Annotated in this window: 15 protein-coding genes; 5 read left to right on the forward strand and 10 right to left on the reverse strand. The window is 72.5% G+C overall.

The window, feature by feature from the left end:
• Positions 1–54: 54 nt before the first annotated feature.
• The 5 genes from OG553_RS10925 to OG553_RS10945 form a co-directional block, all read right to left on the reverse strand.
• Positions 55–807, reverse strand: coding sequence for a GntR family transcriptional regulator (locus OG553_RS10925; protein ID WP_405978779.1), 753 nt, complete (start codon positions 805–807; stop codon positions 55–57).
• 100 nt (positions 808–907) lie between these two features.
• Entirely contained in the window at positions 908–2,572 is a 1,665-nt protein-coding gene (locus OG553_RS10930) for an IS200/IS605 family accessory protein TnpB-related protein (RefSeq protein ID WP_405978780.1), read from the reverse strand.
• Entirely contained in the window at positions 2,565–3,143 is a 579-nt protein-coding gene (locus OG553_RS10935) for an IS607 family transposase (RefSeq protein ID WP_405978781.1), read from the reverse strand. Before OG553_RS10935 ends, OG553_RS10930 begins: the two co-directional genes overlap by 8 nt.
• A gap of 103 nt (positions 3,144–3,246) precedes the next feature.
• Positions 3,247–4,410 carry a DUF4190 domain-containing protein gene (locus OG553_RS10940; RefSeq protein WP_405978782.1) on the reverse strand — a complete coding sequence of 388 codons (1,164 nt, stop codon included), beginning with the start codon at positions 4,408–4,410 and terminating at the stop codon, positions 3,247–3,249.
• 177 nt (positions 4,411–4,587) lie between these two features.
• Positions 4,588–6,159 carry a S8 family peptidase gene (locus OG553_RS10945; protein WP_405978783.1) on the reverse strand — a complete coding sequence of 524 codons (1,572 nt, stop codon included), beginning with the start codon at positions 6,157–6,159 and terminating at the stop codon, positions 4,588–4,590.
• 232 nt (positions 6,160–6,391) lie between these two features.
• Between OG553_RS10945 and OG553_RS10950 the strand changes: the two genes are divergently transcribed.
• The 3 genes from OG553_RS10950 to OG553_RS10960 all read left to right on the forward strand — a co-directional run bounded on the left by OG553_RS10950 (position 6,392) and on the right by OG553_RS10960 (position 9,740).
• A complete protein-coding gene (locus OG553_RS10950) occupies positions 6,392–7,513 on the forward strand; it encodes a pyridoxal-phosphate dependent enzyme (protein ID WP_405978784.1) in 1,122 nt (373 codons plus the stop codon).
• 407 nt (positions 7,514–7,920) lie between these two features.
• Positions 7,921–8,739, forward strand: coding sequence for an isocitrate lyase/phosphoenolpyruvate mutase family protein (locus tag OG553_RS10955; RefSeq protein WP_405978785.1), 819 nt, complete (start codon positions 7,921–7,923; stop codon positions 8,737–8,739).
• 44 nt (positions 8,740–8,783) lie between these two features.
• The gene (locus OG553_RS10960) at positions 8,784–9,740 is read left to right on the forward strand and encodes an EamA family transporter (protein WP_405978786.1); all 957 of its coding nucleotides are present in this window, start codon (positions 8,784–8,786) and stop codon (positions 9,738–9,740) included.
• 13 nt (positions 9,741–9,753) lie between these two features.
• Here the strand turns inward: OG553_RS10960 and OG553_RS10965 are convergent, their stop codons facing one another.
• The 4 genes from OG553_RS10965 to OG553_RS10980 form a co-directional block, all read right to left on the reverse strand.
• Positions 9,754–10,545: a trypsin-like serine peptidase gene (locus OG553_RS10965; RefSeq protein WP_405978787.1), complete on the reverse strand. Its 792-nt coding sequence runs from the start codon at positions 10,543–10,545 to the stop codon at positions 9,754–9,756.
• Positions 10,542–11,627, reverse strand: coding sequence for an alpha/beta hydrolase (locus OG553_RS10970; RefSeq protein WP_405978788.1), 1,086 nt, complete (start codon positions 11,625–11,627; stop codon positions 10,542–10,544). The genes OG553_RS10965 and OG553_RS10970 overlap by 4 nt, the downstream gene beginning before the upstream one ends.
• 277 nt (positions 11,628–11,904) lie before the next feature.
• The gene (locus tag OG553_RS10975; protein ID WP_405978789.1) at positions 11,905–13,053 is read right to left on the reverse strand and encodes an alpha/beta hydrolase; all 1,149 of its coding nucleotides are present in this window, start codon (positions 13,051–13,053) and stop codon (positions 11,905–11,907) included.
• A gap of 136 nt (positions 13,054–13,189) precedes the next feature.
• Positions 13,190–13,627, reverse strand: a complete 438-nt coding sequence (locus tag OG553_RS10980; RefSeq protein ID WP_405978790.1) for a MarR family winged helix-turn-helix transcriptional regulator — start codon at positions 13,625–13,627, stop codon at positions 13,190–13,192.
• 83 nt (positions 13,628–13,710) lie between these two features.
• Here OG553_RS10980 and OG553_RS10985 point away from each other — a divergent pair, with 83 nt between their 5' ends.
• On the forward strand, positions 13,711–14,685 hold the full coding sequence (locus tag OG553_RS10985; protein ID WP_405978791.1) for an SMP-30/gluconolactonase/LRE family protein: 975 nt from the start codon (positions 13,711–13,713) through the stop codon (positions 14,683–14,685).
• 32 nt (positions 14,686–14,717) lie between these two features.
• Positions 14,718–15,299 (forward strand): Uma2 family endonuclease, encoded by a 582-nt coding sequence (locus tag OG553_RS10990; RefSeq protein WP_405978792.1) that lies wholly within the window; start codon positions 14,718–14,720, stop codon positions 15,297–15,299.
• A gap of 46 nt (positions 15,300–15,345) precedes the next feature.
• On the opposite strand, the gene OG553_RS10995 is transcribed toward OG553_RS10990, so the two are convergent.
• A complete protein-coding gene (locus OG553_RS10995; RefSeq protein WP_405978793.1) occupies positions 15,346–17,736 on the reverse strand; it encodes a xanthine dehydrogenase family protein molybdopterin-binding subunit in 2,391 nt (796 codons plus the stop codon).
• Positions 17,737–17,976: the final 240 nt, after the last annotated feature.

Raw genomic sequence — 17,976 nt, forward strand, 5'->3', positions numbered from 1 at the left:
CCGGGGCGCGCCCCGGACCCTTGCGGAACGACCGAAAACCCCGCGCGTGCCCTGTTACCGGACAGGCAGGTGGTACGAGAGGCGGTAGCGGTCCGCCGGCACGACCACGTCCGCGGTCTCCACGGCGCGGCCCGAAGCGAAGTACGTACGGCTCACCACCAGCACCACGTGCCCCGGGACCCCGCCCAGCGACATGATCTCCTCGGCCAGCCCCGGCCGGGCCCCGACCTCCTCGACCACGTTGTCCACGACCACGTCGATGGCGGCCATCCGGTCCACCACCCCCGAGCCGCCCAGGGGCCCCTCCTCGGGCAGCATCACCGGGGTCCGGCCGGTCACGGAGAGCGGCTCCCAGGAGGTGGAGAGCATCATGGCCTCCCCCGCGTCGCGGAAGACGTACCGGGTGCGCATGACCCGGTCCCCCGGCTCGATGCCGAGGCGCTCCGCGATCCGGTCCGGCGCGGCCGTCTGCTCGCTGCTGGACTCCCACGTGCCGCGCGCGCCCGCCTCCGCCTGCTCCTGGCGGAACGGGGTCGAGGCGCCGGCGGAGCGGTAGCCGGAGCGGGCGACCCGGCGGGGCACGGGCTGCTCGCGCACGTACGTACCGGAGCCGGAGCGGCCCTCCACCAGGCCCTCGGCCATGAGGACCTTGCGCGCCTCCAGTGCCACGGTGTCGGAGACCCCGTACTCCTCGCGGATCCGGGCCTGGGAAGGGAGCCGGGCGTGCGGGGGCAGGGAGCCATCGACGATCTTCCGTCGCAGATCCCCGGCCACGCGGAGATAGGCCGGCTGCTCACCGAAAGTCACGAGCCACTCCCATCAGGTTGACAGACAGCTACACCCTGGCAACCGACGGTTGGGCAGCGCAAGCACGGGCCAGAGTTTCACCCGATGTGATGAACCCAGGTCACTCAAACCGTTCCTGATCAGTGAACAGGAGTGGGTCTTGGACCCACGTCCCGGCACTGCGCGCGTCCCGAACGGTTTTGGATGCGCCGGTCGCCCGCGTTCTTTGTTTCATCCCTGTTCGGGCACGTGCATCGTGTGCACGCTCCGCGGCAGGGCGGCGGGTTCCCTCACGCTCTGGGGTGCCTCGGTGGGCCTGGGCGGTCCGATGCCCGCGACGATCGCTCTGGTCGTCGCGGGGCGGTGCCGTCCGTCGCCGGACCGGGTGCCCGAGGGCGCGTCGCCCGATCGCGATGCCGGCGGCATCGTGACGGGACATCTTTCGGTGTGGGGTGGCCAGCGGCTTGCGCCAGTGCTGGGCGCCCCACTGGGAGGTGTGGGCAGGATCGACCGCGACGACGGCGAGGCCGGTCTCGGCGGCCATGGAGACGAGCCGGGCCTTCAACTTGCCGGTGGGCATGCCGCAGATGAGCTGCCGGAACCGCTTCTTGCGGCCGCGCTTCTCGCGGGTCTTCTCCGCCTGGAAGTCCAGGTCCTCGATCGCGATCGCGGCGACGCCGACCCGCTTGGCCCAGTGAAGTACCCGGGTGATGGCGTGCCGGATCTGCGCGTCCCGATGGTCCGCGGTGCCCGACAGGTCGTAGAGGAACCGGTGGGGCTCGCCCACCGGGTTGCCGTGGACATCGAGCCGGTAGGCGGCGAAATGGTCAGCGTTCGTGTCCACGCCGATCACACCCCTGGCCCGTGCCGCATCCAGCGGGACCGTCCGCACGACGGGGCGTTGCCAGGATGCGGTGAGGTACCAGCGCCCGCGCGGAACGTCGTAGTGGATGCGGTAGGCGACGGCCCGGTTGCCGTCGATCCGGTCCCGCCACTCCTGGCTCCGGTGCACGAAAGCGATCCGGGAGGCCAGGACGTACCGGCCGTGCTTCGCGTTCGCCAGGTGTGTCAGCGGCGCGGGCAGCTTGAGCGACACCTCGCCGTCCGGGGTGACACGGATGGTCTCGTTGCCGAAGCGCTTGCCCGACTCGCCGTCAGCGGCCAGGAACCAGCGCTCCGCCTCCCACAGCTGTCGCCACTCGGCCTCGGTGAGCTGCGCTGCCTGGAGGTTGTGCCGGGTGCCCAGCAACCGGCGGCCGCCGCGCACCACGTGCACGACACCGTTCTCCCGGTCGGCCCGCGCCGCGTCGAGTCGGTGTTCCAGGGTGTGCAGACGCCGGGACTTGTGGAACCACTCGCCCCTGGAGCGGTATCCGCCCGGTGCCCGCTTGCTGCCCTTGCCCCCGATGGGCTGGGACAGGCGGTGCGTCAGCGTGCGGATGCCGGTCTCAAGGTTCTGGATGTGCGCGAGCTGACCACGGCTGGAGAGCGCCCACTGATCGTGCGTGGCCTTCGTGATCGACCCGGCCCAGCGAGAGGACGACTTGGCCGTCAGCGCACGCTTTCGGGCGGCCCACGTGTCCGTGGCGTGCCCCAGGCCGTCCGCACACCGCTGCCTGGGGTCGCGCGACGCGAGAACCCCCAGGTACTCCCCCACGCCACGCAAAACCGTCTCGTCCTGGCTGGTCAGCCCCTTGAGGCGGTCTCGTACCGCCACGTCGGAGGGGCCGGCAGCCACGAACGGCGCGTCGATGGTGCGCAGCTTCTTCCTCTGCTGCTCAGTCATCGGCGGCCGCCGCTGCCAGAGCCCTCTTCGCCCGGCTTCCCGCAGAACGGCGGCCGTACAGGCGGACACAGAAGAAGGTCAGAACCTCAGCCATCTCCTGTGCCAGGTCGTCTTCGGCTTCGCCCTCGTTCAGGACCACCAGGCGGCGGCCGGTCGCGGACAGGGCGGCTTCGACGAGTTCGACGTTCATCCGGCCGAGGCGGTCTTCGTGCTCGACCACCACGGTGGTCACCGCGGGATCGGCCAGCAGACGACGCGCCTTCGCCCGGATGCCGTTCACGCCCGATGCGATCTCGGATTCGACCCGCACCACTCGATGCCCGGCCTTCGCCGCCCACTCGGTCAGCCGGGCGACCTGACGTTCCAGATCCTGCTTCTGATCGTGGGAGGAAACGCGAGCGTACAAGCCCACGCCACCCGTTACGGACACTGACGAGTTCGCCTCGACGTTCACCAGGATCGTGCGCGGCCCCACCCGTTCCGCAGGGACCGGCAATGTGCCCTCACGGAACCAGCGATACGCAGTCTGCGGATGCACACCCTGCGCCTTCGCCCACTCCTTGAGGTTCATGCACCCGACCGTAACGACACTCATCCAAACGCACTATCACTCACAAGAGCGAACCAAAGGACCAGCAGCGCTCACCCCCTTACCGCGCGTTACCCACCGGACTTCAGACGGACTCCGACGAAGGCCCCCGCCCGGACCCCGACCCCGACCCGTCCGGACCCGGCACCACCCACTCCGGAACCCGCGTCGAGAGCCCGTACGACCCGCGCAGCGCCTTCTCCGTGTCCACCGACAGCGCCGCCAGCGCCGTGTCCCACGCCCGCCGGAAGTCGGCCGGCCGGGTCGCCCGCGCCGCCCGCTGCCACTCCTTGCGCGCCGCGGCGACCTCCCTGAGCCGGTCGCCCGCCGCCGGCCCGGTGCCCTGGCGCGAGGTGACGCCCTGGAGCATCCGCTCCTCCGCGGCCAGCGCCTCGTCCACGCCCCGCGCCCACTTCTGGTGCTCGGGCAGCGCCTCGTCGAGGTCCCGGTCGGGGGCGCGGCCCAGCGCCTGGTCCACCGTGTTCAGCGCGGTCAGCAGGGTCACCTGGTCCGGCGTCAGCATGCCCGCGTCCTTGCGCAGACTGCCCTTGTGCTCCTCCGTCGACGTGCCGATGAGGCACAGGAGCCGCCGGTCGCCGTTCTGCCAGCTGTCCGGCGAGGGGGTGAAGTAGAACATCTCCGCGTACCCGGGCAGCGCCCACGAGTCCATCGCGTACGCGTCCTGCGCCTTCCAGCAGGTGTCCGTGGCGGTCTCCTCCAGCCACCCCTTGCTGGGATAGGCGCTCTGCCCGATCGCCGTCGCGGCGGTCACCTCCGCGTCGTGCACCCGGTCGCAGCCGACCCGGTACGTGAAGCGGGTCTCGTCCAGGAGGTCGCCGCCGGGAACGTTGAAGCAGTCGCCCACGCGCAGCTCGTCCATCCCCGTCAGCCGGCCCTCGACCTGCTCCGCGTACCGTCCCCCGCCCAGCGCGCCGGTGAAGTGCTCCGCGTACCGGGTGACGCCGGTGACCAGGACCGCGGTCGCCAGCAGCGAGACCACCAGGCCCGTGACGGCGAGGGCGCGGCCCCGCTCCCCCTTGCGCGAGATCTGCACCAGCGCCACGACGCCGAAGACGATCCCCAGCGGCGGGAAGCAGAGCAGCCCGACCAGCAGGGAGGCCAGCGCGAACCCGTTGAGCGCGGGCGGGTGCCCGTACGCGGGCTGCGGCCCCCACACCGGCGGCGGCGACGGCGGGGGCCAGGAGCGGCCCGGGCCGGCGGGGGGATGTTGCGGGGGCGGGGTGGTCACCGGGCGAGTGCTCCATCAGGGGCGGCGCGAACGAATGCGCGAAATACTACGCAGCGGGGGCGACCGATCACTCGGTCGCCCCCGCGTTCATCGCGCGATCCAGCCTGTTATCGCGCCCCTCGCCGCCCGGTCGCCCGGGCGGAGGACCTCATGCGGTGCACGTCCTGCCGCCCGGCGTCAGAACTGCAGCGCCCAGGAGTCGATCTTGCCGGTGTCGACGTTGGCGTTGTCGTTCACCCGCAGCTTCCACACCCCGTTGGCCACCTCGGACGAGGCGTTGACCGTGTAGGAGCGGATGATGTTGTCGGCGCTGCCGCCGCTGCGGTTGTGCAGGTTGTAGACCGAGCCGTCGGGGGCGACGAGGTCGACCTTCAGGTCGCCGATGTAGGTGTGCTTGATGTCGACCGAGACGCTCAGCGCGGCCGGGGCGTTGCCGGAGATCCCGCTGACGGTGACCGGCGACTCGACGGTGGCGTTGTCGTTGACCGCGTAGTCGGCGGTGTTCTCGAACTTGGTGCCCGGGTTCGGCGGCGTGGTGCTCGCGCCCACGTTCAGCAGGCGGTTGGGGGACCCGGTGCCGGGGCCGGTCACCACGTTCGGGGTGGCCGCCGCGACGAGACCGTCGCGGACCTGCGCCGGGGTGCTCGCCGGGTTCTGCGAGAGGTAGAGGGCCGCCGCGCCGACGACGTGCGGGGTGGCCATCGAGGTGCCCGAGATGGTGTTCGTCGCGGTGTCCCCGGTGCCCCAGGCGGAGGTGATGGAGGAGCCCGGCGCGAAGATGTCCAGGACGGAGCCGTAGTTGGAGAAGCTGGACTTCGCGTCGGTGTTGGTGGTGGAGCCGACGGTGATGGCCTCGGCGACGCGCGCCGGGGACTTGCTGGAGGCGTCCGTGGACTCGTTGCCGGCCGCGACGCCGTAGGTGATGCCGGCGGCTATGGAGTTGCGTACGGCGGTGTCGAGCGCGGAGTCCGCGCCGCCGCCGAGCGACATGTTGGCCACGGCGGGCTTGACGGCGTTGCGGGTGACCCAGTCGATGCCGGCGACCACCTGGGCCGTGGTGCCGGAGCCCTGGTTGTTGAGCACGCGGACGCCGACGATCTTGGCCTTCTTGGCTACGCCGTACGCGCCGCCCGCGACGGTGCCGGCGACGTGCGTGCCGTGGCCGTGGCCGTCCTGGGCGGTGTTGTCGTTGTCGACGGCGTCGTAGCCGTCGGAGGCGCGGCCGCCGAAGTCCTGGTGGGTGATGCGGACGCCGGTGTCGATGATGTAGGCGGTGACGCCCTCGCCGGCCTTGTCCGGGTAGGTGTAGCTCTGGTCGAGCGGGAGGGCCCGCTGGTCGATGCGGTCCAGGCCCCAGGACGGCGGGTTGGGCTGGGTGGCGTCGACGGTGAAGGTGCGGTTCTGCACGACCGACGCCACCGCCGGGTCGGCCGCGAGCTTTCTGGCCTGCGCCTCGGAGACCTCGACGGAGTAGCCGTTGAGGGCCGCGCTGTAGGTCCGGTCGATCTTCGCGCCGTACCGCTTGGCGACGGCCTTGCCGCTGTCGGCGGTGGAGCGGGCGGCGGAGTCCTTCAGGGTCACGATGTAGCTGCCGGGGACGGCCCCGGCGGCGCCGGCGTTCTCGATGACGCCCTGGGGGCCGTCGGCCGCGGAGGCGGGAAGCGCGGCTGCCGCGCCGAGCGCGAGGGCCACGACTGCGGTCGCGCTGACGCCGGCGATCCTCCGGCGGGTGTGACGCATCACGGACATGTGGGGGGTCCTCCTCGTAGGGGGTGGTCTGCGGGTGCCGAGCGGCGGTGCGCGGACACGCGGAAGAACTTGTTTTAAGCATGTCCATGACAACGAATCCCGCCCCAACGGGCCGCCGTCCCCGAAAGGTTGACCCACCCCCGCGCCATCCCACAAGAGCACAACGGCCGCACCATGGACGCGTAACATCCGTGCCATACAACGGCCATGAACGAGCAAAGGCGCTCCGCACATGACGCACGCACTTCCTGGTTACGTCTGCCCCGAGGACGGCACGCACGCCGACGTGCGGACCGCGCCGTGGTGCTGCCCGCTGTGCGGCGGCCCCTGGGACCTCGACTTCGCACCCGATCCGGCCATCCCCCTCGAACCGGCGGCCGGCCCCCACTCGCTGTGGCGGTACGCGCCCGCACTGCCGCTGCCGGGGGCGTTCTCCGTCTCGCTGTCGGAGGGGCACACCCCGCTGGTGCCGCTGGCGGAGCGGATTCACGCCAAGCTGGACTTCCTGATGCCGACGCTGTCCTTCAAGGACCGGGGCGCGGTCATGCTCGCCGAACTGGCCCGGCGGCTGGCCCCGGAACGGGTGGTCGCCGACAGCAGCGGCAACGCCGGGACGTCGGTGTCGGCGTACTGCGCCCGGGCCGGGCTGAGTTGTGAAGTTTTCGTGCCGGAGGGCACCTCGGAGAAGAAGACGGAACAGATGCGGGCCCACGGCGCGTCCGTACGCGTGATCGCGGGCGGCCGCGAGGCCACGGCGCGGGCCGCGCGGGCGGCGGCGGACGAGCCGGGCACCTTCTACGCGAGCCACGTCTTCAACCCCTACTTCCTGCACGGCACCAAGACGTACGTCTACGAGGTCTGGGAGGCCCTCGGCGGGCGGCTCCCGGAGGCGCTGGTCGTGCCGGTGGGCAACGGCACCCTGCTGCTGGGCGCGGCCCTGGCGGTGGAGGAGCTGGCCCGGCGCGGGGTACGGCCGCCCGCGCTGATCGGCGTCCAGGCGGAGGCGGTGTCCCCGGTGGCGGCCGCCTTCGCGGCGGGCGCGGAGGAGGCCGCGCCGGTGCCGCAGCTGCCGACGGCTGCGGAGGGCATCGCCATCCCGGCTCCGCCGCGGGCCCGGCAGATCCTGGCGGCGGTCCGCAAGTCCGGCGGCACGTTCGTGACCATCCCGGACGACCGGCTCCGCGAGGCGCAGCGGGACCTGGCGCGGCGCGGCCTGTTCGTGGAACCGACGGCGGCCGCCTGCTGGGCGGCGGTGGCCCCCACCGCCCCCGGCGACCCCCTCCGCGGCCGCACGGCGGTCATCCCCCTGTGCGGCGCGGGCGCCAAGACGGGCCTGGCCCCGTCTCCTTCTTGACGCGGTCCTCGCACCGCTCAGCGCCGGGGGCGCTTCCCGGGCTTCGGGCCCGCTGCGTCGGCCTCCGGCCGTCGCATGCGGGGCGGGGCCGGTTCGGGTGGCTGGTGCCGGTGGGTCGGGTGCGGGTGGTGTGCCGCTGCGCGGGGCCGGGGTCCCCTACCCGCCCTTCCACCGTTCCCAGGGGCTCCGCCCCTGACCCCGGGTACGGGCGCTCCGCGCCCGGCGCCTCAAACGCCGGCGGGGCTATGAATAGCCCCGCCGGCGTTTGAGGCGCTGGGGGTCCCCCCAGCGGTAGCTGGGGGAGGGTCCGGGGGCGGAGCCCCAGGAGGGGTCCGGGCGCGGCCCGATAGGGCTTGGTGTCGGAAAACCGCCAGCCCGGCGGTGGGGCGGTCTGGTCAACTGGGGGCATGACCACCAACCTTGAGCGTGCCGCCCAGGCCGCCGCCTTCGCCGCGCTGCACACCCCCGCCGCCCCGCTCGCCCTCGCCAACGCCTGGGACGTCGCCAGTGCGCGGCTCGTCGAGGCCGCCGGGGCGGCGGCCGTCGCCACCACCAGTGCCGGGGTCGCCTGGTCGCTCGGGGCGCCCGACGGGGACGCGCTCGCGCGGGAGCGGGCGCTGGAGCTGATCGCCCGGGTGGCCTCGGCCGTCTCCGTGCCCGTCACCGCCGACATCGAGGGCGGGTTCGCCGCCGACGCCGCCGGGGTCGGGGAGACCGTCGCCGGGGTGCTGGCCGCCGGGGCGGTCGGGATCAACATCGAGGACGGCCGCCGCGCCCCCGCCGAGCACGCGGAGCGCCTCGCCGCGGCCCGGGCCGCCGCCGACGCGGCCGGGGTGCCGCTGTACGTCAACGCCCGGGTGGACACGTACCTCTTCGGCCTCGGCGAGAGCTCCGCCCGCCTCGACGAGACCCTCGCCCGCGCCGCCGCCTACCTCGCCGCCGGCGCCACCGGCGTCTTCGTGCCCGGGGTCACCGACCCGGCCACCGTCGCCGAGCTCGCCAAGGGGATCGACGGGCCGCTCAACGTGCTCGTCGGCCCGGGCGCCCCCTCCGTCGCCGAGCTCGGTGCCCTCGGGGTGGCCCGCGTCAGCCTGGGCTCCTGGGTGGCCGAGGCCGCGTACGCCGTGGTCCGCCGCGCCACCGAGGAACTGCTGGCCGGCGGCACGTACGGGTCCCTCGCCGGGTCCCTGCCGTACGGGGAGCTGAACGCCCTGCTCAAGGGCTGAGATATCCGGAAGCGTGCATCGGGCACCGACCGTAGGATCCGGCCATGGGCACCTCGACTCCGATAGGCGGCAAGGACACGGGCGCGGGCGCGGCGACGGACTCCGCGCGCCGCAGGACCACGGGGGCCGTGTGGTTCGCGCTCGCGCTCGTGTACGTGGTCTGGGGCTCGACCTACCTCGGCATCCGGATCGTGGTCCAGACGATGCCGCCCTTCCTGTCCGCCGGGGCCCGCTTCATCACCGCGGGCCTGGTGCTGGCCGGGATCGTCGCCTGGCGGTACGGGCCGTCCGCGCTCCGGATCACGGCCGCGCAGGCCCGCTCGCTGGTGCTGGTCGGCCTGCTGCTGATCCTGGGCGGCAACGGCCTGGTGGTGCTGGCCGAGACCTCCATCCCGTCCGGGCTGGCCGCGCTGCTGGTCGCCTCGGTGCCGATGTGGGTGGTGGTGCTGCGGGCGGCCACCGGTGACCGGCCGCCGCTGCGCACCCTGGCCGGGGTGCTGGTGGGCCTCGCCGGGCTGGCCGTGCTGACCAGCCCGGGGCTGAGCGGGGAGGTCCACCTGGGCGGGGTGCTGCTGGTGCTGGGCGCCGCGCTGCTGTGGTCGCTGGGCTCGTTCTCGGCCGGGCGGCTGCCGATGCCGGCCAACCCCTTCACCGGCTCCGCCTACCAGATGCTGGCGGGCGGGGCCGCCGGTGTGGTGGTGGGGCTGCTGCGCGGCGAACAGCGCGGCCTGGACCCCGGCTCCTTCTCCACCTCCTCGTGGGTGGCCCTGGGCTACCTGGTGCTGATCGGGTCGGTCGTCGGGTTCACCGCGTACGCGTGGCTGCTCCAGGCGGCGCCGCTGTCGCTGGTGGCCACGTACGCGTACGTCAACCCGGTGGTGGCCGTGGCACTGGGCGCGCTGATCCTGGACGAGCCGCTGACCCTGCCGATCGTGCTCGGCGGCGCGATCGTGGTGGCGGCGGTCGGGGTGATCGTCAGCACCGAGCGCCGGAAGAAGTAGCCCCGGGCGCCGCTCAGCCCTTGGCGGCCCGCTCGTAGAGGGCCTTGGCCTTCTCGTCGTACAGCGCGGCCGTGGAGTCCACGTCCGTGTCCCCGCCGCTGAGCACCCCGATCAGCCGGCCCGGCTGCCCCGTGCCGCCGCGGTCGGCGATCCAGGGGCTGCCGCTGGTGCCGGTCCAGAAGCCCGAGCAGCTGATGTACAGCATGTCGGGGTCGTCGAGGTCGTGGCGGGTCTGGGTGGTGCAGGAGACGGGCTTGTTCTGCGGGTTGTGCTCGGACTCCGGGTAGCCGACGACGGTGACCTCGCGCTCGTAGCCGGAGGTCCAGTCGGGCGCGGGCGCCTCGCCCTTGCCGCCGACGGCTTCCTGCACGCTGCGGCCGTCCTCGTCGGGCTCGATGGTGAGGAAGGCGAAGTCGGCGGTGTCGTCGCCCCACTTCGTCCAGCGTTCGTCGACGTGGATCGAGCGGACCTTCCACACCCCGAGGGGCTGGGTGCCGGAGCCCTCCCCGGAGAAGGCGGGCGCGAAGGAGAGCTCGCCGATGGCGAGGCCGTCGTGGGCGACCTCGCCGGGCACTCCGTCCTCGCCCGCCGGGGCGACGCAGTGCGCGGCGGTCGCGACGACGTTGCCCTCGGGGCTGTCGACCACGCTCGCCGTGCACCAGTGCTCCCCGTTGGCCATGAGCACGCCGACGGTGGGGAAGGGGTGCACCGGGCGGTCGCCGGGCGCCTTGAGGAACGCGACGGCGCACACCATCGCGATCCCCGCGGCGGCGGCCGCCGTCGCCCCCTTCACCGCGGGGCTCATCGCACGGCGGGGTCGGGTGTCGGTCCCTGCATCACCTTGCTGATCCACTCCAGGGAACCCTCCCTCATTCCTCGTACGTACGACTTTCCGTTGTGCTCACCATCCTGGATCACCTGCAGCCGGGTGTGCACGGGGCCCCTCCCGTATTCGCGCATGAACCGCTCGGCCAGGTCGCGGCCGCTCTCCTTGGTGCCGATCTGGAAGTTGATCCAGACCTCCGGACCACCCTCCTTGATCAGCTTCTCGGCGAGCTTCTCGGGGTCGTTGGCGTCCATGGCCTGCCGGTTCCCCTTCCACAGCGGGGAGTCGGGGACGATGTCGACGCCGCTGGCGATGACCGCCTTGAAGCGCTCGGGGTACTTGAGGACGTGCTTGAAGGCGCCGAAGCCGCCCGAGGAGGAGCCCATGAAGGCCCAGCCGTCGCGGGAGGTGAAGGTGCGGAAATTGGCCTTCGTGAAATCGGGGACGTCATCGGCCATCCAGGTGCCCATCTTCGGCTGGCCGGGGATGTCCGATCCGTCGAAGTGGTGCTTGGTGTCCGCGTTGATCACCGGCATGACGAGGATGAACGGCAGGCTGGTGCCCGCCTTGACCCCGTCGATCACGGCCTGCTGGAGCCCGAGGCCGGGGCCGGTGCCCCAGTAGTTCTTGGGGTAGCCGCGGCCGCCGGGCAGGGAGATCAGCACGGGGAAGGCGCTCTTGGCGTACTTCGGCTCGTCGTACTCCTTGGGCACCCACACCCACACGTCGCCCGTGAAGCCGGACTTCTGGCCGGTCAGGGTGGTCATCGCGATCTGCGTGCCGTCCGGCAGCCGGCTCGTGCGGGTGAACTCGGCCTTGGGGCCGGTGGGCATCAGCACCCCCGGGCGGATGTCCTCGGCTGCGGCCGACTCCTGGATCTTGCCGAAGGAGACCGGATCCCCTATGTCCGAGAAGAGTCCCGCCTTGTACGCCGCGCCGCCCCCTGCGGCGAGGGCGAGGGCGACTCCGCCGCCGATCAGGACGTGGCGCCTGCGGGGGCGCCGGGGGCGACGGCCGCCCTTGGTCGTGGGGCCGCCGTCGCCTTGGTGGTCATACTGCACGGATTCGTTCCCGTTCCTTCTCCGGCGCCCTGGTTGGGCGCGGGTCGGACCGATTGGTCCCCCTTAACACCTGTACAGAGGTGTGAACGACCGTATGGGTTGCCTGGGACCGGGGCGACGTGGCGAGGGCCACGTGGCGGAGTCCGGCGACGGGCCGGGGGCGGGTCCTGCCTGCGGGAACGGGAGGTCTTCGAACGTACGGGGCCCGGGTCGGCCGGGCGGGGCGGACGGGGGCGGGCGGGGACGCGGGCGGGCAGCGGACGGGGGCGGGCCCCGGTCAGCCCGCCTCGGGCCTGGGGCCCTTCAGCACCTTGCTGACCCACTCCAGCGAGCCCTCCCTCATGCCGCGCACGTAGTGCCAGCCGTTGTGCTCGCCGTTCTGGATGTCGCGGATGGTCGTCTTGACCGGGCCCTTGCCGTACTGCTGCACGAACCTCGTCATCCGGTCCTTGCCGGACTCCTTCGTGCCGACCTGGAAGTTGACGTAGACGTCCGGGCCGCCGCTCGCGATCAGCTTCTCGGCGAGCCGTTCGGGGTTGTTGGCGTCCATCTCCGCCTGGTGGCCCTTCCAGAGCGGGGAGTCGGGGGTGATCTCGCCGCCGCTGGCGATCACGGCCTTGAACTTGTCCGGGTGCTGGAGGAGCGTCTTCATGCCGACGAAGGCGCCCGAGGAGGAGCCCATGAAGGCCCAGCCGTCGCGGGACCTGTACGTACGGAAGTTGGCGCGGGCGAAGTCCGGGACGTCCTCGGCGATCCAGGTGCCCATCTTGGGCTGCCCGGGTATGTCGGCGCCGTCGTAGTAGTACTTGTCGTCCGGGTTGAGTACCGGCATGACCAGGACGAAGGGCAGGCTGGTGCCGGCCCGGACGCCCTCGGACACGGCCTTCTGGAGGCCGAGGCTGCGGTCCGCCCAGTAGTTGGTGGGGTAGCCGTTGCCGCCGGGGAGGGCGATGAGGACCGGGAAGGCGCTCTTGGCGTACTTGGGCTCCTCGTACTCCTTGGGGGTCCAGACCCAGACGTCGCCCTCGAACCCGGATTTGGCTCCGGCCACGCGGGTCTTGGCTATCACCGTGCCGTCGTCGAGCTTGGCGGTCTGCCTGAAGTCGGACCTGGGGCCGGCCGGCAGCTGCACGTCCGGGTCGCCGGTGGGCGTGGGCGGGGCGGAGGGGGCGGCGGCTGTGGCCGAGGCGGTGGCCGAGGCGGTGGCCGAGGCGGACGGCGGGACGGGACCGCCGAAGCTGACGGCCTCGCTGTTGCCGGAGAACCAGTCCTTCTCGTAGGCGACGAAGCCGCCCCCGCCGAGGAGCAGCGCGCAGGCGGCGCCCGCGCCGGTCCACACCGCGCGCCGGGACCTCCTGCGCCCCTGCCCGGGCCCGGGCTCGGGCTCGCGACCGGACGGCTGCTGGTGCTGCGGGTTCTCGTGCACGGACTTCGCTCCGAACGGTCGGGCTGCCCCGGGCGGGACAGTGCGGGTGGAACTCCCCCCATGTGGGATGCGCGGATCCCGCGGGAAGTTCCGGGCCCGTGCGGGAACGCGGGCGGAACTCCGCGTTTCCGTCAGCTCACCTGAGGGTGTCGAGCACCTCGGCACACCGTCCCAGCAGCTCGATGAGCTGCGTCCGCTCCTGGTCCGTGAGGGCGGCGGCGAGGGCGGTCTCGACGCGGACGGCGCCGGCGTCGGCCAGCTCCATCGCGGCGCGGCCCTCCGGGGTGAGCCGGGTCTCCAGCACGTTGCGGTGCCACTCGTGGGGGGTCCGCTCGATGAGGCCGCGCTCGTGGAGGTTCTTCAGGACGGTGTTCATGGTGGGCGGCGTGACCCCGCAGAGCCGGGCGAGGGCGGCCGCCGAGATGCCCGGCTTCTCGGCGAGCCAGAGCAGGGCGGCGTACTGCGGAACCGTTACTGCGGCCGGCTTGCACGCGGCGTTCTTCGCCGCGAGGAGCGCCTGCTCGGCGCGCTTGATGTGCGCGCCGATGCGTTCCTCGGGAGGCATGGAGGTCATTGCGGCATCCTACGACCCTTGCCAAGCATTAGACCTCTAACTACTCTGCGAACACACCGATCAAGAAGGGTTCACCCATGCGCATGTCCTCTAATACCCTGGTGACCGCGGCCGCCGTCGCCCTGGCCGCGGCCCTGACCACCGCCGCCGCCCCCTCGCCCGCCCCCTCCTCCCCGGTCGGGACGGCGTTCACCCTCCCCGGCTCGAAGGTCTACCCGGAGGGCATAGCCTCCGACCCCCGCACCGGCACGGTGTACGTCGGCTCGTACGCGGACGGCACGGTCTACCGCGCCCGCCCGGGGGCCCGTACCGCCGAGGTGTTCCTCCCGTCCGGCACCGACGGCCGGCGCACGGCGAACGGGCTGCGCGTCGACGCGCGGGGCCGCCTGTGGGTCACGGACTCCACGGCCGGGGTGTCGGTGTACGACACGGCGACGGGGGCCCGCCTGGCCCGCTTCGAGGTGGACCCCGCCACCCCGCACTTCGTCAACGACCTGACCATCACCCCGGACGGCACCGCCTACCTGACGGACAGCGTCCGCGCGGTGATCTACCGGGTCACCCCCGCGCAGCTGCGCGCCGGCTCCGGCCCGCTGACCGTGGCGTACGACCTGGGCCGGCACGTCACCCCGCCGCCGCCCGGCAAGTTCACGCTCAACGGCATCACCGCCGACCGGGACGGCCGCTACCTGCTGACGGTCGACATGACGGCGGGCGAACTCCACCGCGTCGACCTGCGCACCGGCGCCCTGAGCCGGGTCGCCCTGACGGGCGGCGACCTCAAGGCCGCCGACGGCCTCCAGCTCTCCCCCACGGGCACCCTCCGGGCGGCCCACAACGTCACCAACACCCTGACCCGCTGGCAGCTCACCCCGGACGGCACCCGCGCCCGCCTGACCCGCACCCTCACGGACCCGTCCCTCCAGATCCCCACCACCCTGGCCCACACCCCGGGCCGCACCCTGGTGGTCCGCTCCCAGTTCGACAAGGACGGCCCCCTCACCCCCTCCACGGGCACCCCCACCACCTTCTCGGTGGCCGCGGTCCGGGGTCTGTGACAGCCGAGCCCGCGGGCCGCTACCGTGAAGCCATGACCGGACTGCCCGACTGGATGCGCCCGCCGCGCGCGGAAGGCTGGTTCGCGGAGGACCTGGACCGCCTCCCGGAAGCACCGCGCCATACCGAGCTGATCGACGGAGCCCTCGTATTCATGATGTCGCCGCAGCGCTGGTGGCACGGCGAGGTCGTCACCGACCTCACGCTCGCCCTCAGGACCCAAGCCCCGGACGGTTTCAGGGTCGGCAGGGAAATGACCATCCGCCTCGATGCCCGCAACCGTCCGGAGCCGGACGTCGTGGTGACCACAGCCCCTTACGATCCTGACTGCACGTGGTTCGCCCCGGAGGACGTGAAGCTCGTCATCGAGGTCGTCTCCCCCGAATCGGCCCACCGGGACCGCACGGTGAAGCTCCGCAAGTACGCGGAAGCCGGCATCCCCCACTACTGGTGCATCGAGGACGAGGACGGGGCGGCCGTCGTCCACGTCTACGAACTCGACGAGCCGACCGGCGCCTACGCGCCCGCCGGCATCTTCCGGGGCGCCCTCCGGCGCCCGGTGCCCTTCGAGATCAGCCTGGACCTCGACAAGCTCACCCCGCCCCACGGCGGTTGACCGGTGTGCCCGGGGCGGCCGCTCGCGCCGCCCCGGACGCCACCTGTCAGAGGCCCGTCAGGTGTTCCGGGCGGATCGGGGTCTTGTCGAGCTCCAGGCCCGTCGCGTTGCGGATGGCCGCCAGGACCGCCGGGGTGGAGGAGAGGGTCGGGGCCTCGCCGATGCCGCGGACGCCGTACGGGGCCTCCGGGTCGGCCAGTTCGAGGTAGTCGACCGGGATCGTCGGGGTGTCGAGGATGGTCGGGAGCAGGTAGTCCGTGAAGGAGGGGTTGCGGACCTTCGCGGTCTTCGGGTCCACGATGATCTCCTCCATCACCGCCACGCCCAGCCCCTGCACGGTGCCGCCCTGGATCTGGCCGACGACGGACAGCGGGTTGAGGGCCTTGCCCACGTCCTGGGCGACGGCCAGCTCCACCACCTTGACCAGGCCGAGTTCGGTGTCCACCTCCACCACCGCCCGGTGCGCGGCGAAGGCGTACTGCACGTGGCCCTTGCCCTGGCCGGTGACCCGGTCGAAGGGCTCGGTGGGGAAGTGCCGCCACTCCGCCTCGATCTCGACGACCTCGTCCTCCAGGACGTCGGCGAGGGCCGCGAGGACCTCCCCGCCGGAGGTGAGCACCTTGCCGCCCTCCAGCAGCAGCCCGTCGGAGGCCCACGCCGGCTGCTGCGCGCCGAACCTGCGCCGGCCGATCTCCAGGACGCGTTCCCGGACCAGCTCGCAGGAGTTCTTCACGGAGCCGCCGGTCATGTACGTCTGGCGGCCCGCGGAGGTCGAACCCGCCGAGCCGACCCGGGTGTCGGCGGGGTGGATGGTGACCTGCTGGACCCCGAGTTCGGTACGGGCGATCTGCGCGTGGATGGTCACACCGCCCTGGCCGACCTCCGCCATGGCCGTGTGGACCATCGCGACGGGCTCGCCGCCCACGACCTCCAGCCGCACCCTGGCCGTCGAGTAGTCGTCGAAGCCCTCCGAGAAGGCGACGTTCTTGATGCCGACCGCGTAGCCGACCCCGCGGACGATGCCCTCGCCGTGCGTGGTGTTGGACAGGCCGCCCGGCAGCGCGCGCAGGTCGGCCGGAGCTCCGGCCACCTCCCACTGGCGCGGGGGCGGCATCGGGCGATCCTTGACCATGCGCAGCAGTTCGGCGACCGGGGCGGGGTGGTGCACGACCTGCCCGGTGGGCATGACCGTGCCCTGCTCCATCGCGTTGAGCTGGCGGAACTTCACCGGGTCCATGCCCAGTTCGTCGGCGAGCTTGTCCATCTGCGCCTCGTACGCGAAGCAGGCCTGGACGGCGCCGAAGCCGCGCATCGCGCCGCAGGGCGGGTTGTTGGTGTAGAGGCCGACCGCCAGGATGTCCACGTCCTCGATGACGTACGGGCCGGCCGAGAGCGACGCGGCGTTGCCGACGACCGAGGCCGTGGAGGAGGCGTACGCGCCGCCGTCGAGCACGATCTTGCAGCGCATGTGCGTCAGCCTGCCGTCGCGGGTGGCGCCGTGCTCGTAGTACAGCTTCGCCGGGTGGCGGTGGACGTGGCCGAAGAAGGACTCGAAGCGGTTGTAGACCATCTTCACCGGCTTGCCCGTGCGCAGGGCGAGCACGGAGGCGAGGATCTGCATGGAGATGTCCTCGCGGCCGCCGAACGCGCCGCCCACGCCGGCCATCGTCATGCGGACCTTCTCCTCGGGCAGGCCTAGGACGGGGGCGATCTGCCGCAGGTCCGAGTGCAGCCACTGGGTGGCGACGTACAGGTCGACGCCCCCGTCCTCGGAGGGCACGGCGAGGCCGGACTCGGGGCCGAGGAAGGCCTGGTCCTGCATGCCGAAGGTGTATTCGCCGGTGACGATGACGTCGGCCCGCGCGGCGGCCGCGTCGGCGTCGCCGCGGACGATGGGCTGGTGGTGGACGATGTTGGGGTGCGGGACGTGGGCCGAGTGGTGGTCGCCGCGGTTCTCGTGGACGAGCACGGCGTCCGGGGCGAGCGCGGAGGCCTCGTCGGTGATGAGCGGCAGCTCCCGGTACTCGACCTTGATCTTCGCGGCGGCGCGGCGGGCGGTCTCGGGGTGGTCGGCTGCGACCAGGGCGACCGGCTCGCCGTGGTGGCGGACCTTGCCGTGGGCGAGGACCGGGGTGTCCTGGAACTCCATGCCGTAGTACTTCATCGGGGCCGGCAGGTCGTCGTACGTCATGACCGCGTGGACACCGGGGAGGGCCAGGGCCTCGGCGACGTCGATGGAGACGATCTCGGCGTGGGCGACGGTGGACCGCAGGGTCTGGCCCCAGAGCATGTCCTCGTGCCACATGTCCGAGGAGTACGCGAACTCGCCGGTGACCTTGAGGGTGCCGTCGGGGCGGAGCGTGGACTCGCCGATGCCGCCCCTGGTCCGGGAGCCCTGGGTGACGTTGGTGGGGATTCCGCTGGTGCTGCCGGCCATCTTCGGACCGCCTCTCTGCGTGACGTGCCGGTGCCGCGACCCCCGTGCGCGGCATCCGGCTCCCGCGTGGCCCGAACCGCTGCCGGCCACGCGGAGCAGTAGACACAGCCGCCGAGGGGGCGGGGCAGTCACCGATCACTCAGAACAGCCCGCTCCGCCGCCTGTGGAGGACCGTGCTTTCGCACCGTCACGAGCCCCTGAACTGTGGTGATCCGTGTACGGGAAGGGCGGGCGCGGCGT

The organism is Streptomyces sp. NBC_00158 (assembly GCF_045160885.1).
Classification (GTDB): Bacteria; Actinomycetota; Actinomycetes; order Streptomycetales; family Streptomycetaceae; genus Streptomyces.